This is a genomic window from Saccharothrix ecbatanensis (assembly GCF_014205015.1).
GTDB classification, from domain to species: Bacteria; Actinomycetota; Actinomycetes; order Mycobacteriales; family Pseudonocardiaceae; genus Actinosynnema; species Actinosynnema ecbatanense.
Map to the genome: position 1 here is coordinate 2,882,147 of NZ_JACHMO010000001.1, position 14,690 is coordinate 2,896,836.

Consider the following 14,690-nt stretch of genomic DNA (forward strand, 5'->3'; position numbering starts at 1 on the left):
ACGGTAAGGTCTGCACTGTAACCGCGCCGCCTGGCAGTGGAAACCCTTGACCACCAAGGAATTCCTCGATCGGGCCGCCCTACCGGCGGTCTCCGTAGCGATGGCCTTGATAGTGCTGGCACCGACCCTCAAGCCCGGTTTCGTGCTGACCTACGACATGGTTTTCGCCCCACAGCACAGCCTTCTTCCCGACAGCCTCGGCCTCGGCACAACCCCCGCGCGTTCAGTGCCCGCCGACGCCCTCATCGCCGCCGCGACCGCGATCATCCCCGGCGACGTGGTCCAAAAACTCTTGCTGGCAGCGGCATTTGTGCTCGGCCCGCTGGGCGCGGGACGGCTGACCCCCACGACGTCGACCGGCACCCGATTGGTAGCGGCCACCGCGTACGGGTGGACGCCGTTCGTCGCGGAACGGCTGTTCATGGGCCACTGGCCGTACCTACTCGCGTACGCGTGCCTGCCGTGGGTCGCACAGGCCGGGCTAGCACATCGCCGTGGCGAGCCGAAATCCTTGGCACGGCTGGTGCTGTGGTCGGTGCCCGCCGCACTCACCCCGACCGGTGGACTGCTCGCCGCCGGCACCGCACTGGCCACGTCCGGACGGCTGCGCGCCGTGCCCGCACTGGTGCTGCTCAACGCGCCGTGGTGGGTGCCGTCGCTGCTGCGTCCGCCGACTTCCGCCCCGAACGCGGTCGGGTGGTTCGACGCGCGGGCCGAGAACTGGGGTGGCGTCGTGCTGTCCGTGCTGGGAACAGGCGGTTTCTGGAACGCCGACGTGACGCCGACCAGCCGCGAACTGCCGATCATTCCCGTGATCACGCTCGCCACCGTCGCGGTTGCGGCGGCTGGTTGGCCGATCCTGGTCCGCCGGATTCCCCAAGCCCAAGGCCTGCTCGCACTCGGTGGCGTCGGTCTGGTGTTCGCCTTGGCAGCTCACCTGCCGTTCGGTGCGACGGCGTTGCAGTGGCTGGTCAGCACGGTCCCCGGCACCGCACTGCTGCGTGACGCCCAGAAGTGGGTGGCGTGGTGGGCGCTGCCGCTCGCCCTCGGTTTCGCCTTGGCCGTGGAACGCGCACGGCCCGCACTGGCCGTCGGGATCCTGTTGCCGGTGCTCGCGATGCCCGACCTGGCGTGGGGCGGCTGGGGCAGGCTGACCACGGTCGACTACCCGGCCGACTGGTCGACGGTCCGCGAGATCCTCACCCACGACGATCACCCCGGCGACGTGCTCGCCTTGCCGCTTGGCGCTTTCCGGCAGTTCGGGTGGAACGAGAACCGCACGCAGCTGGACCCCGCACCGAGGTTCCTGCCGCGCACGACCGTCATCGACGACACCGTGCACGTCGACGGAAACCCCATCACCGGCGAGGACACCCGGCTCCCCGCGATCCGCGAGGCCCTGCGCCACAACGGCGACCTGGGCGCGTTGGGCATCGGTTGGGTCCTGGTCGAACACGGCACTCCCGGACGCATCGACGCCAGGACAACGGAATCGCTCACGGAGGTCCATCGCGGCGCCTGGTTGAGCCTCTACCGCGTGCCCGGTCCAGTCGCCGAGAGTCACGTCCGACTTCACGCACCGGTGGTCGCCGCCGACATCACAGTACTGCTGTTCGTAGCCGGATGCCTGTTGTGGCAAGCGTTACCGGCCGGTAGATTGATCGGACACCGACGGCGCGAGGAGTGACACGTGGGCAAGATCGTGGCAGCAGTGGTCGCGGTTCTGGCGGGCCTGGCGCTCGCCGCCGGTGGCGTCGTCACCCTCGTCGGCGTGGCCGGACCGGACAGTTCGGTCGACTTCGAGCACGCCCCGGCCGCCAACGGGTCCGGCGGCGCGGTCGACTACGGCACGTCCGGCAACTAGCGTCCACTGTGGACAAGGCAACGCTGTCCCGGTCCGTGCGGCTGTTCCGCGCGTTCCGCTACGAGCAGACCGACCGTGACACGTTCTACCGCGTGCTGGCGCAGGACTCTGCGGACCAGGTGGAATCGTTCACGCCGCTCGACGGACGGGTGCTGCTCGACGTCGGCGGCGGTCCCGGCTACTTCGCGGAGGCGTTCCGCGCCAAGGGCGCCCGGTACGTCGGCCTCGACCCGGACGTCGGCGAGTTGTCGGCGCGCGGCACGCCGGGGCAGGACATGGTGCGTGCCAGCGGAACGAACCTGCCGGTGCGCACGGGTTCCGTCGACGTCTGCTACTCCTCGAACGTGTTGGAGCACGTGTCGACGCCGCACGCGATGCTGGCCGAGATGGTGCGGGTGACGAAGCCGGGCGGCACGGTGTTCCTGTCGTTCACGCCGTGGTGGTCGCCGTGGGGTGGGCACGAAACGTCACCGTGGCACTACTTCGGCGGGCACTACGCGGCACGCCGGTTCGCCGGGCGGCACGGCCACGAGCCGAAGAACCGGTTCGGCACCAGCCTGTTCGCGTTCTCCGTCGGCGCTGCGTTGCGCTGGGCCAAGCGGTGCGAGGACGCCACGTTGGTGCGGGCCCTGCCGCGTTACCACCCGTCGTGGGCGACGTGGGTCGTGCACGTGCCGGGCCTGCGCGAAGTGGCGAGTTGGAACGCGGTGCTGGTGCTGCGCAAGAACGGGGACAGCCGCAAGAACGGGGACGCCGGCAACAACGCGGACGCCCGCAAGGACGGGGACGTCTGAGCGGGCGTCCCCGTCCTCCGGTTCTCACACCGGCGCGGCGACCTTCGTCGGCGGTCCCGGCCGGCTGTGCCGTCCACGTCCGGCCGCGAAGAACATCAGCAGCGACACCGCGAGCAGCACACCGCCCGCCGCCCACAGGATCGGTGGCAGTCCGGTGATGAGCGACAACCGGGAGACGTTCTTCTCGCTCTCCGCGACGTTCGCCGCCACCGTCTTGTCGTCCAGGGTGAGCTCGCCGTCGAACACGACGGTGCCCTGTCCGACGCCCTGTCCCTCGGTGCGCAGCTCCTGCCGCACGTCCTCACCGCCGGCGATCACCTTGCCCGTCACGGGTTCCACGAACAGGGTGCGCGTCACCTCGTAGTACAGCTCCGCGCGCACGGTCGGCACTCCGGGTTCGCCCACCAACGCGCCCGGCACGTCCCGCTCGTCGATCCGGGTCGGCGGGATCTGCTGCACGAACCGGTACGTCGTCAGGCCGCGCACGTCTTCCTCGCCGAGGTAGCGGATGTCGAGGGCCTGCTTGACGTTGCCGTCGTACCAGAGGTAGTCGCGGCGTTGGGTGTCGAACGGGAACTTGAAGCTCAGTCCGGGCTGCTGCCGCTCGCCCCGGTCGGCGACGACGCGCTGTCCGGAGACGTCCTCGTAGTACTGGTTCTCGCACGGGGTGACGCCTTCGCCGGAGTGCCGGTCCAGGCACAGCGAGCGCAGGCCGGCGGTGACGACCAGGCCGTCGTCGTCGGACGTGACCTTGGAGGCTTCGACCCACACCGTCACGTCGCCGTCCTTGGTGACCTCCTCGGCGCGGAGGTTGCCGGTGACCTTGGTGCTGGAGGTCAGGGTGAGACCTTCACGGATCTCGGGCCTGGCCCGGTCCCCTTCCGGCACGTAGACCAGCGCGGTGATGCCGGTGCCCCGGGCCACCGACAGGGTGTCGATGTCGTGCGGGACCTTGGCGAGTCTCGGGTAGGCGTACAGGCGCAACAACAGGCCGGCGGCCACCGCGAACACCCCCAGGCCCAGCAGGACGAAGGTGGCGTAGCGACGCAAGGGTCCTCCTCCAACGGTCACGACCGCGGTTGCGATCGGTGGTCTTCACCCAGCGAGGGCACCTGGCCAAACGGCACCGGGCCGAACGACTGGTCGCCCACTCGGCCGAGGAGCCGTTCGGTGGCGCTCGCCGCGCGCACGGTCACGTCCTCGGCCCCGGCGGCACGCAGGGAAACCAGCAGGTCACCGGGGCGGCACTGCTCGACCAGCACCCAGCCCGGTCCCACCCGAGCCCCGGGCCGACGCGGCACGTCGCGCGGCGTGAACTCGGCGACGGACGCCTCCGGCATGCCGGGCAGCCAGCCCCCGGCGGTCGCACCTTCGACCAGCGAGGCGAACCGCGCGCCGGAGTCGTCCCAGTCGAACCTCGCCGCCCAGTCACGGCACCGCGCGGCTACCCGTGACGCGGTGGCCGGGTCCGCCAACTCGGTGAGCGCCCACAGCAACACATCGGCAACGACGGCACCGCGCGGCATGAGCCAACCCGTTTCGCCGTGCCGGACGGAGTCCCGCAGCCCGTCCACATCCCGGCACACGGTGGGCACGCCGTGCGCCGCCGCCTCGATCACGGCCAGACCCCAGCCCTCGCCGTCGGACAACGTGACGTTGAGCCAGGACCGGGCCAGCAGGTCGGACTTCACGGCCTCCGGCACATGTCCGTGCACGACCACCGCCCCGCCGCAGCGCGCCGCCCATTCCCGCAGCGCCGCTTCCTCCCGCCCGCCGCCCACGACGTGCAGCCGCAGCCCCGGCAGCCGGTGCCGCAGCACGTCCACCGCGTCGATGAGCCGGTCGACCCGCTTCTGCGGCACCAGCCGACCCAGGCACACCACCGTCGGCTCGGACGCGCGCGGCGGCAGGTCGGCGGGCGCCGGGTCCGCACCGTTCGGCACCACGTGGACCGGCCCGCGCCAGCCGAGCCGCGACCGCATCGCGTCCACTGTGGACGGCGACACGGCGACGGTGACCGCGTTCCGGTACACCCGGCGGGCCACCGGCCCCTCAAGCCACCGCCCGACGGCCGCGAGCCAGGCCGGGAAGTGCACCCGGAACTGGTCGTGGTGCACGTGGTGCACGACCTGGACGACCCTGGCACGGCCCACCGCGAGCGGGCTGAAGAACGGGATGCCGTTCTGGCAGTCCACGACCACGTCGATCGCCCGCCGGTGCCGGAACAGCCACAGCAGCGCCCACGGGTACACCGTCCACCTGCCGCCCCGGCGCACCGCGGCGACCTGCCCGATGCGGTCGGCGGCGCTCTGCCCGACGTCCCGCGCCGTCAGGAACGTGACCTCGGCGCCGGTCCCAGCCACCGACGACGCGATCCGGGTGGCGTACAGCTCCGCCCCGCCCGCGAACCGGTGCCCGGAATCGCGCCAGTTCACCACCACGATCCGCATCTACGCGGCCTCCGCGACGAGCACCGGCCGCGTGACCGGCCGTTCCTCGGCGTCGAGCAGCGCCCGGATCCGGTGCAGGGCGGCGAAGCTGCGGTAGCCGTCGCGCAGGGTGTCGAACGTCGACCCGGCCACGTCGATCCACCGCACCGGCACCTCCTCGATCACCGCGCCGAGCCGCTGCGCCCGTGCCAGCACCTCGACGTCGAAGGTGAACCCGGTGGTGCGCAACGGCTCGAACGCGGCCCGTGCGACGTCGGCAGCGAAGAACTTGAACCCGCACTGCGTGTCGCCGATGCCGGGCACGATCGGCTGGACGGCCCGCCTGAACGCCCACGCGCCGACGTGCCGCAGCGGGCTGTTCCTGGCCCGCACGTCCGACCGCGGGTGTGCCCGTGAGCCGACCACCACGTCCACGCCGCGGCGCAGCCGGTCCAGCACGGACGGCACCGCGTCCACGCTCGCGGCCAGGTCGGCGTCGCAGAAGCCGATGAACCGGCCGCGTGAGGCGAGGACACCGGCCCGGACGGCCGCGCCCTTGCCCCGTTCCGCGCAGTGCAGCAGCCGCACCGGCCCGTCGTGCGCGCGGACCACGTCCACGGTGCCGTCGGTGCTGGCGTTGTCGACCACGACGACCTCGGCCGCGATGCCGCGCAACGCCATGTGCAGCCCCACCAGGCTCGCGGGCAGCCGTCGTTCCTCGTTGTAGACCGGCACCACGACGGACAGCTCGACACCCGCAAGGCGCATCGACAGGCTCCTCAACATTGAGACGCAGGTCACACGGGCCGAAAGTTACTCAACAGTAGATCCGGTGGATCGAGACTCAAGAGGTGATCGGAGCCGCAGCACCCGCCCTACCGCCGTGAGGCGCAACGGGAACACCCATCCGGTCCAGTCGCCGTACGCGCGAAGGACCGAGCGAGACAAGGAACATTGTCCCCACGCACAAAATCAACCGTCGAGGCGGACGCTCTCCACGGCCAGGTACAGCTCGGAGATCCCACGCGGGTCGGTCAGGTCCCGGCCGGTCAGGTCCTGCACCCGGCGGATCCGGTAGCGAACCGTGTTGGGGTGCACGAACAGCCGCTCCGCGGCGTCCTTGGCCGAACCGTGCTCGGCGAACCACGCGTGCAGGGTGTTCAGCAGCACCTCCCGTTCAGCGGACGGCAGTGCGAGCAGGTCGGCCAGCACGTGGTTGGCCAACTCCCGGGCCAGCTTCTGCGCCCCGGCCACCAACGTGGTCAGCGGCCGGTCGCCGAACCCGACCACGCCGGTCTCCCCCGGCGCGAGGCACGCGTGGGCGATCCGGGCCCGCCGCAACGCCGCCGGCAACAACGCCAGACCCGACACCGCCGGACTCAGCCCGACCGCGAACGACGTCGCCTCCATCGCCTGCCGCAACGCACGCACGTCGGCCGTGCGTTCGACGGCCACCACGCCCACCTCGCTGTCGGACAACCGCCGCCACACCGCCCGTAACCTGCTGTGCTGGACCAAGTCGGACAGGCAGCGGTCGCCGGTCGGCTCGCCGTAGACCAGCACGAACGGCCCGGCGGGCGGCAGCCGCAGCACGCGCGCGGCGTCCTCCAACTCCTCCGGCTTGGTGTACCGGCCGTCGAGCAGGCCACCGATGACGGCGAGCCGCGCCTTCTCGTCGTAGCGGGCGGAGTCCGTGGCGACCTCGGTGTAGGCGTCCGCGATCACGTCGGAGAACGAGTCGATGATCTGCCAGACGGTGGCGCTGGCGGGTATCAGCTGCTCGGGGGTGAGGGTGCGCGACGACGCGGCCCGCCCGATCAGGCCCTCGTAGGCGAACGTGCCCGCGATCCGGAACGCGCGCAGCACCGCCGACAGCGGGATGCCCAGCCTCGCCTGCGCCCGACCGGTCTTGCGCGCGGCGTCGAGATCGACCTCGCGCGCCTCGATGAACGCGTTGAAGGCGTGCCCGAGGTTGACCTCGCACACCTTCCGCACCTCGGCCGGCGCGCTGATCTCCAGCCGCCGGTAGAACTCCTCCTTCTGGCCGAGCAACCGGGCGAGTTCGTCCGCGAGCTCGGGCAGCCTCCGCAACTGGCCGCGGACGACCTCGATCAGCTCGGCCGGCAACGGCGCCATCATCGTCGGGGCGACCATGAGGTCAACGTAGCCCCGACATCACCATTGGCGGAAACCCTTGGTATTCAACAGATATCACTGCACCGATGAAGACGGCGATCCCGCTCGGGCACGCCGAAAGGATCAGTCCACATGCCGCAACCCCTCGGCCGCGACCTTCAGCCGGGCCAGTGTGCTCTCGATGTTGCGCTGGTTCTCCGCACTCCGGTCACGCACGCCGGTCGCCAGCACGGAGAGCGGCCGCATCCACGCCGGTCGGCGGTCCCAGGTGCTCTCGGTGACGCGGCAGCCGGTGTCGGTCGGCTCGATGTCGTACTGCCAGCGCGCCACCGACAGCCCGAGCGCGCGGACGTCGAAGGCGAACCGGGTCGGCTCCGCGTCGGTCACGGTCGAGACCGTGCGCCACACGCGGAAGCCGCGCCGGTTCGACCCGACGAAGCGGGCGCCCACCGCAGGCCCCGTCGCCGGTGCGAGCCACCGCCCACCCGAGTACTCCTCCGCCATCTCCGACATCCCCGGCAGATCGCTCACCAGGGCATACACCTCGTCCGCGGTGGCACCGACTTCGACGTGCGCGCGTGCGTTCGGTTCGGTCACGCCCGGAACCTAGCCGATCAAGCTACCGGCCGGTAGCACGGGTTGGCTCACGGCGTCACGGGGATGTTGGTCAGGCCGTTCACCGCCCGCGTCACCGTGTTCGACGCGTGCACGACGTTCGGCACGCCCGCACACTTCGACGTGGACGTGATCCGGATGGCGTACTGGCCGACACCGCCCAGATCGGAGCGGTTGTCCCGCCACACGGTGCCGCAGCCGTTGGTGAACGACGGCGTGGTGGCAGGGTTGTGCGTCTCGTAGCCGTTGGCGAACGTCCCCGGTGCGGCGAAAGTGCCGGTGTTGCCCTCGATCAGGTAACCGATGCCCTTCACGTCGACCCACGAGTCCGCCGAGTTCTGACCCGAGATCCCACTGCCGTCGAACGTGTTGCCCCTGATCACCCCGTCGAACGTGCCTTCCTTGACGTCGATGTGCTCGGCCGTCACACCCGGCCCGATGCGGTTGCCCAGCACCCGCACCCGGTCGCTGCGGTCGACGCCGCCGGAGTTGCCGTGGCACGCCCAGTTCGAGTTCGCCGACCCGATGTAGACCGCCTCGCCGTACCCCTGCTGCACCAGGCCCGTGTGGCTGATCGCGGAGTCGCGCAGCACGCTGTCCGCCGACGAACGCCGGAAGTGCACGGCCTCCTCGTCCACGTGGTGAACGTGCACGCGGTCGATCACGGTGTGGTGCGAGTTGTCCGCGACGATGCCCTTCTTCGACTCCCGCACGGTGAACCCGGTCAGGTTCCAGTGCGGCGCGTCGTGCAGCCACAGCCCGTAGCCGGGGTCCCAGCCCTGCGTCGGGGTCGGACAGCTCGGCGCGGAGCCGGACGGACCGTCGTTGACCAGCACCGCGTCCGCCGGCCCGGTGAGCGTGACGGGCGCGGCGGCGGTGCCGGGTCGGGTGATCGTGAACGCGCCCCGGTACACGCCGGCGGCCATCCGGATGGTCTGACCCGGCGCGGCGGCGGCCAACGCGGCCTGGAGCTGCGCGGGCGTGGAAACGTCCACAGTGGACCCTCCGGAGCCACCGTCGGTCGTGGCGGTGACCTCTGCGCTCGAGCCGGACGCGTTGCCCGCCGCGTCACGCGCCCGCACGGTGAACGCGTACGCGGTGCTCGGGAGCAGACCGCCGACGGTCACGGCGGTGGACGTCGTCGACGCGACCACCGTCGTGCCGCGCAGGACCTGGTAGTCGGTCACGCCGACGTTGTCGGTCGACGCGGTCCACGACAACGACACCTCGCTCGCCGTCACCCCCGTCACCCGCGGGCTCCCGGGAACGGTGGGCGCGGACGTGTCGGGCACCGGGCCACCGCCGTCACACGGCACGCCATCGACCTTGCAGCCGGTCGGCAACCCGAGACCGGACACGTTGAAGCCGAAGCTCACCGTGCCACCGGGGCGGATCCGGCCGTTGAAGCCCGCGTTCACGAACCGGTAGTGCTGTCCGTCGCGGGTGAGCACCGAACTCCACGCGTTGGCCACCGCCGACCCCGGCGGGAGGTCGAACTCGACCACCCAGCCCGTGCTCTCGGTGTCACCGGTGTTGGTCAGCAGGTACTGCCCGCCGTACCCCGTGCTCCACACGGACGACTGGCTGAACGCGGCGGACAACGCCGCCGTGTCGGCCTGGGCCGAGCCGACGAGCGCTGCGACGAGGCAGGCGAGCGCGACGCCCACCGCCGTAAGACGCTTCCCCATGCGATGTGATCCCCTCGGGTCTCCGGCGGCGACCGTGACTCGATCCCTGGCTACCACGTCGGCGGCGGGTAGTCGAGGTGATCGCCCGTCACCTTTCGGTCTTCCGCCTCGTCTACCGGGTGGACAAAGCGGGAGGGGACCGATGCGTAACGGGCCGGCGGACCGATTCGAGGCGCATCGCGCGCACCTGCGCGCGGTGGCCTACCGGATGCTGGGCTCGCTGCCCGAAGCCGAGGACGCGGTCCAGGAGACCTGGCTCCGGCTGTCGCGGATCGACGCCGACGAGGTCGACAACCTCGCCGCCTGGCTGCGCACCGTCGTCTCCCGCGTGTGCCTGGACGTGCTCCGGCATCGCCGTGTCCGCCGCGAGGACACCGTCGAGCACCTGCCCGACACGCCCGCCGACGACGACCCCGCGATGGAGGCGGTCCTGGCCGACTCGGTCGGGCGCGCGCTGCTCGTCGTCCTCGACACCCTCACGCCCGCCGAACGCGTGGCGTTCGTCCTGCACGACACGTTCGCCGTGCCGTTCGACCGGATCGCGCCGATCGTCGGCCGCAGCACCGCCACCACCAAGAAACTGGCCAGCCGCGCCCGTCTGAAGGTCCGCGGCACCAGTGCGCCCCCCGAAGCCGAACTCGGCCGTCACAGGCACGTCGTGGACGCGTTCCTCGCCGCCGCACGGCTCGGCGACTTCGACGCGCTGATCGCCGTGCTCGACCCCGACGTCGTCCGCCGCGCCGACCCCGCCGCCCTGCCACCAGGCGCGGCCACCGAAGTCCGCGGTGCGTCCGCCGTCGCCCGCGAGACCGTCGTCCTCACCGCGAACGCCCGGCACGCCGCAACGGCTTTGGTGGACGGACGGGTCGGCATCGTCGTCGCCCCGCGCGGACGGCTTCGGTTCGTCCTCACGGTCACCGTCCGGCACGACCGGATCGCCGCGTACGAGGTCATAGCGGACCCCGCGCGACTTCGTCGGCTCGACATCGCTGTGCTCGGGGACCTGTAGGCGGGACGAGACGGGACGAGACGGGGCGGACTTTTATCGTGGCTTGATTCAAGGGTGTCCAGTAAGGTCGGGCCCGGCTGCCGCCCCTGATCGCGTCGAAAGGACACGACCATGCAGTCCCCTGCACGCACATCGACCCGATGGGGCGCCGCGGGCCTCGCCCTCGCCACGGTGGCGGCCGGCCTCACGGTCGCCATCGCCACCGCGCCGGCGGCACACGCCACCGTCCTGCCCAACGGCTTCAAGAGCGTCGGCTACCTGCCGTCGTGGGCCGGCAGCGTCAACGCCGTCCAGTACACGAAGCTCACCCACATCAACTACGCGTTCGCCCTGCCGAACGCCAACGGCACCCTCCAGGCCATCCCCGACCCCGGCAAGCTCTCCTCGCTGGTCACCCTGGCCCACAACAACGGCGTCCGCGTCTCGCTCGCCATCGGCGGCTGGAACGACGGCAACGACTCGGCGTTCGAGGCGCTGGCCGGCAACGCCACCAGCCGCACCACGTTCGTCAACAGCGTCGTCAACGCGGTCAACCAGTACAACCTCGACGGCGTCGACATGGACTGGGAGTACCCCGACCCCGGCACGTCGGCGAACAACTTCACCGCCCTCATGGGGCAGTTGAGCACCGCCATGCACAGCCGCGGCAAGCTGCTCACCGCCGCCGTCGTCTCGGGCGGCACCACCGCCGAAGGCGTCCAGCCCGCCGTGTTCGGCCACGTCGACTGGCTCAACATCATGGCCTACGACGGCGGCAGCCCACACGCCAACTACGACTGGTCCATCGGCGCCGTCAACTACTGGAAGTCCCGCGGCCTGCCCACCGCGAAAGCCGTGCTCGGCGTGCCGTTCTACAGCCGGCCGAACTACTACACGTACGCGCAACTGGTCGCCATGGACCCCGCCAACGCCAACCGCGACTGCGTCACCGTCAGCGGCGCCCAGCAGTGCTACAACGGCGTCCCCACGATCAAGCGCAAGACCCAGTGGGCCATGGCCAACGCGGGCGGCGTCATGAACTGGGAGCTGTCGCAGGACACCAGTGGCAGCACGTCCCTGGTCAGCGCCATCTACGACACGGTCATGGGCGGCACCAACCCGCCCGGACGCACCGGCCCCATCGCCGGCATCGCGGGCAAGTGCGTGGACGTGGCCGGCGCGAACACCGCCAACGGCACCGCGGTTCAGCTGTGGACGTGCAACAACACCGCCGCGCAGTCCTGGACCGTCGGCGGTGACGGCACCCTCCGTGCCCTCGGCAAGTGCATGGACGTGAGCGGCGGCGGCACCGCCAACGGCACCGTCGTCCAGTTGTGGGACTGCAACGGGACCGGCGCGCAGACGTGGCAGGCCCAGTCCAACGGCACCCTCCGCAACCCGGTGTCCGGCCGGTGCCTGGACGCGACCGGCCCCAGTTCGGCCGACGGCACCCGGCTCCAGATCTGGGACTGCTTCGCCAGCTCCAACCAGATCTGGCGACTCCCCGCCTGAGCGCTCGGCCCTTCGGGACCCGGCCCGTTCCCTCGCGGAACGGGCCGTGTCCGGCTTGCCGAGGGCGCGTCGAACGGCAAGGGTGGTGCGATGGGTGAAGAGCGGGACGGCGTGGCGCTGACCAACCTCGACCAGCCGCTGTTCGACGGGGCCGACGCGACCAAGGGCGACCTGGTCGACTACCTCGACGCGGTGCGGGACCGGATCATCCCCGGGTTGGCCGGGCGGCCCCTGTCGGTGATCCGGGTCCGGCCCGGCCAGGAGCCCTTCACCCAGAAGAACCTGCCCAAGTACACGCCGCCGTGGGTGCCGGCGGTGACGCTGTGGGCCGAGACGTCCAAGCGCGAGATCCGGTACGCGGTGTGCGAGGACCGGCGCACGCTGCTGTGGTTCGCCAACCAGCGCGCGGTGGAGTACCACGTCACGTTGGGGCTCGCGGGCGCGTTCGACCGGCCGACGTACCTGGTGCTCGACCTTGACCCGCCGGAGGGCGCCGGGTTCGACGTGGTCGTGGCGGCGGCGAAGCTCGTCCGCCGGGCGTTGGCCGACGATGGGCTGTCCGGGGTGGTGAAGACCAGCGGGTCCAAGGGCGTGCACGTGTTCGTGCCGGTGGACGGTGTCGACCACGATGTCGCAGCCGCTACGCGTGCGTTGGCGGCGCGGGCCGAACGGCTCGACCCGGCGTTGGCGACCACCGCGTTCATCAAGGACGACCGGGGCGGGCGGGTGTTCCTCGATTCGACGCGGGCGTACGGCTCGACCGTGGCCGCCGCGTACAGCCCGCGGATCCGGCCGGGCGCCACCGTGTCTTTCCCGGTGGACTGGGACGACCTCGACTCCGTGACGACCGCCGACTTCACCGTGAAGACCGCCGTCGCGCTGCTCGGCGACTCCGATCCGTGGAACTCGCGGATGCCCGCGCCGCAGACGCTGCCGGACGACCTGGTGGCCGAGGGGCACACCATCCCGGTCGCCCGCGTGCAGGCGATGCACGAGGGCAAGCGCCGGGCTCGGGCCCAACGGGCCCAGCAGTAGCTTCTCCGCTTTCTCCAGGCAGGTTTCTCCGGGCCCTTCTCCGGGCGGTTTTGCCGGGCGGGTTTTGCCGGGCGGGCTTGCCGACCCACCGCCGCTTGGCGCTTATTTCGGTCTACACTGAAGTTATCGAGGATACAGATCTGTCGGTGGTGCGTCCGAACGTGCCACAACGAAAGTCGCTACCGCATGGTGTCGCCGCCCCTCAGGCTCAGGCGTGGCTTTCCCTACACCCTGCGGAGGCAGCCATGTCCTTGAAGAGGACGACACCGCTGGCGAGCGCCCTGTTGCTCGCCGCGGCCCTGCTCAGCCCACCCGTCGCTACCGCGGCGCCGGTGGACGCGCTGGCCGTGCCCGACATCTCGCTGACGAACGTCCAGGCGCACCTGAACGACCTCCAGACGATCGCCACCAACAACGGCGGCAACCGGGCGCACGGTCGGCCCGGGTACCTGGCGTCGATCAACCACCTCAAGGCGAAGCTCGACGCGGCCGGGTACCAGACGTCCGTGCAGCAGTTCACCTACAACAGCGCGACCGGGTACAACCTGATCGCGGACTGGCCGGGCGGTGACCCGAACTCCGTGCTGATGCTCGGCGGCCACCTCGACAGCGTGACTTCGGGGCCGGGTATCAACGACAACGGCACGGGGTCGGCGGGCCTGCTGGAGGTCGCGTTGACCGTGTCCCGGCTGAGCTTCGCGCCGCAGAAGCACATCCGGTTCGGGTGGTGGGGTGCGGAGGAGCTGGGCCTGGTCGGCTCCAACCACTACGTGAACAGCCTGCCGACGACCGAGCGGTCGAAGCTCAAGGGGTACCTGAACTTCGACATGATCGGCTCGCCGAACCCCGGGTACTTCGTCTACAGCGCCTCCGGTCAGCCGACCGGGTCGTTGCAGTTGCAGCAGACGCTCCAGGCGGCGTTCAGCGTGCCGACCGAGTTGACGTCGGTCGGCGGTCGCTCCGACCACGCCGCGTTCGCGCGGGCCGGTATCCCGATCGGCGGCACGTTCACCGGCGCCGAGGTCATCAAGACTGCGGCACAGGCGCAGAAGTGGGGCGGCACGTCGGGCGTCGCCTTCGACCGCTGCTACCACCGCTCCTGCGACACCATCACGAACGTCAACGCCACCGCGTTGGACCGCAACAGCGATGCCATCGCCTACGCCCTGTGGAACCTGGCCGGTGCGGGCACCCCGCCCGGACCGCGCTTCGAGAACCTGACCGACGTGACCATTCCCGACCTGAGCACGGTCGAGAGCCCGATCACCGTGTCCGGGGTGGCGGGCAACGCGCCCGCCGCGTTGGCGGTCGGGGTGGACATCGCCCACACCTACCGGGGCGACCTGGTGATCGACCTGGTCGCACCGGACGGCACCGCGTTCCGGGTGAAGGGGTCGAGCAGCGACAGCGCGGACAACATCCTCACCACGTACTCGGTCAACGCCTCGGGTGAGGTGGCGAACGGCACGTGGAAGCTGCGCGTGCAGGATGTCGCGTCGGCGGACGTGGGTCGGATCAACGGTTGGTCCCTCCAGTTCTGATCTCCGGCAGGTTCTGACCCCAGGCAGGTTCTGAACTCAGGCCAGTACTGGCCTCAGGTCCACGCCCGGCTCGCGGTGGCGAAGCTTC

Annotated in this window: 13 protein-coding genes; 7 read left to right on the forward strand and 6 right to left on the reverse strand. The window is 70.9% G+C overall.

The genetic code is table 11. The features are described 5' to 3' along the window. The first annotated feature begins 46 nt into the window (after nucleotides 1-46). From F4560_RS12375 to F4560_RS12385, 3 genes are read left to right on the forward strand one after another with little or no spacing between them, the layout of a single operon-like run. On the forward strand, nucleotides 47-1,687 hold the full coding sequence (locus F4560_RS12375) for an MmpA family trehalose lipid delivery protein (protein WP_184919631.1): 1,641 nt from the start codon (nucleotides 47-49) through the stop codon (nucleotides 1,685-1,687). 3 nt (nucleotides 1,688-1,690) lie between these two features. Continuing rightward, nucleotides 1,691-1,864, forward strand: a complete 174-nt coding sequence (locus F4560_RS12380; RefSeq protein WP_184919633.1) for a DUF2613 family protein — start codon at nucleotides 1,691-1,693, stop codon at nucleotides 1,862-1,864. Between the two features lie 35 nt (nucleotides 1,865-1,899). After that, nucleotides 1,900-2,658, forward strand: a complete 759-nt coding sequence (locus tag F4560_RS12385; protein ID WP_184929102.1) for a class I SAM-dependent methyltransferase — start codon at nucleotides 1,900-1,902, stop codon at nucleotides 2,656-2,658. Between the two features lie 24 nt (nucleotides 2,659-2,682). Here F4560_RS12385 and pgfA read toward each other — a convergent pair whose 3' ends face one another. The 6 genes from pgfA to F4560_RS12415 all read right to left on the reverse strand — a co-directional run bounded on the left by pgfA (nucleotide 2,683) and on the right by F4560_RS12415 (nucleotide 9,526). Further along, a complete protein-coding gene (gene pgfA / locus F4560_RS12390; RefSeq protein ID WP_184919635.1) occupies nucleotides 2,683-3,708 on the reverse strand; it encodes a cell envelope lipid trafficking protein PgfA in 1,026 nt (341 codons plus the stop codon). A 17-nt stretch (nucleotides 3,709-3,725) separates the two neighbouring features. Then, entirely contained in the window at nucleotides 3,726-5,108 is a 1,383-nt protein-coding gene (locus F4560_RS12395) for a glycosyltransferase family 4 protein (RefSeq protein ID WP_221483463.1), read from the reverse strand. Further along, the gene (locus F4560_RS12400) at nucleotides 5,109-5,855 is read right to left on the reverse strand and encodes a dolichyl-phosphate beta-glucosyltransferase (RefSeq protein ID WP_221483464.1); all 747 of its coding nucleotides are present in this window, start codon (nucleotides 5,853-5,855) and stop codon (nucleotides 5,109-5,111) included. Between the two features lie 204 nt (nucleotides 5,856-6,059). Then, nucleotides 6,060-7,241 (reverse strand): PucR family transcriptional regulator, encoded by a 1,182-nt coding sequence (locus tag F4560_RS12405; RefSeq protein ID WP_184919639.1) that lies wholly within the window; start codon nucleotides 7,239-7,241, stop codon nucleotides 6,060-6,062. A 105-nt stretch (nucleotides 7,242-7,346) separates the two neighbouring features. After that, entirely contained in the window at nucleotides 7,347-7,820 is a 474-nt protein-coding gene (locus F4560_RS12410) for an SRPBCC family protein (RefSeq protein WP_184919642.1), read from the reverse strand. A gap of 47 nt (nucleotides 7,821-7,867) precedes the next feature. Then, nucleotides 7,868-9,526 (reverse strand): cellulose binding domain-containing protein, encoded by a 1,659-nt coding sequence (locus F4560_RS12415; protein ID WP_184919644.1) that lies wholly within the window; start codon nucleotides 9,524-9,526, stop codon nucleotides 7,868-7,870. 142 nt (nucleotides 9,527-9,668) lie between these two features. Here F4560_RS12415 and F4560_RS12420 point away from each other — a divergent pair, with 142 nt between their 5' ends. The 4 genes from F4560_RS12420 (at nucleotide 9,669) to F4560_RS12435 (ending at nucleotide 14,602) form a co-directional block, all read left to right on the forward strand. Next, nucleotides 9,669-10,535: a sigma-70 family RNA polymerase sigma factor gene (locus F4560_RS12420; protein WP_184919646.1), complete on the forward strand. Its 867-nt coding sequence runs from the start codon at nucleotides 9,669-9,671 to the stop codon at nucleotides 10,533-10,535. Between the two features lie 111 nt (nucleotides 10,536-10,646). Next, the gene (locus tag F4560_RS44370) at nucleotides 10,647-12,026 is read left to right on the forward strand and encodes a glycosyl hydrolase family 18 protein (protein ID WP_184919648.1); all 1,380 of its coding nucleotides are present in this window, start codon (nucleotides 10,647-10,649) and stop codon (nucleotides 12,024-12,026) included. A 90-nt stretch (nucleotides 12,027-12,116) separates the two neighbouring features. Then, nucleotides 12,117-13,061, forward strand: a complete 945-nt coding sequence (locus F4560_RS12430) for a DNA polymerase domain-containing protein (RefSeq protein WP_184919650.1) — start codon at nucleotides 12,117-12,119, stop codon at nucleotides 13,059-13,061. 245 nt (nucleotides 13,062-13,306) lie between these two features. Then, complete coding sequence (locus F4560_RS12435) at nucleotides 13,307-14,602, forward strand: M28 family peptidase (RefSeq protein ID WP_184919653.1); 1,296 nt, start codon at nucleotides 13,307-13,309, stop codon at nucleotides 14,600-14,602. The last annotated feature ends 88 nt before the right edge of the window (nucleotides 14,603-14,690 follow it).

Coding starts and splice junctions, on each gene's coding strand:
- F4560_RS12395 (WP_221483463.1), bottom strand. CDS start 5,108: ATGCGGATCGTGGTGGTGAACTGGCGCGATTCCGGGCACCGGTTCGCG.
- F4560_RS12400 (WP_221483464.1), bottom strand. CDS start 5,855: ATGCGCCTTGCGGGTGTCGAGCTGTCCGTCGTGGTGCCGGTCTACAAC.
- F4560_RS12405 (WP_184919639.1), bottom strand. CDS start 7,241: ATGGTCGCCCCGACGATGATGGCGCCGTTGCCGGCCGAGCTGATCGAG.
- F4560_RS12415 (WP_184919644.1), bottom strand. CDS start 9,526: ATGGGGAAGCGTCTTACGGCGGTGGGCGTCGCGCTCGCCTGCCTCGTC.
- F4560_RS12420 (WP_184919646.1), top strand. CDS start 9,669: ATGCGTAACGGGCCGGCGGACCGATTCGAGGCGCATCGCGCGCACCTG.
- F4560_RS44370 (WP_184919648.1), top strand. CDS start 10,647: ATGCAGTCCCCTGCACGCACATCGACCCGATGGGGCGCCGCGGGCCTC.
- F4560_RS12430 (WP_184919650.1), top strand. CDS start 12,117: ATGGGTGAAGAGCGGGACGGCGTGGCGCTGACCAACCTCGACCAGCCG.
- F4560_RS12435 (WP_184919653.1), top strand. CDS start 13,307: ATGTCCTTGAAGAGGACGACACCGCTGGCGAGCGCCCTGTTGCTCGCC.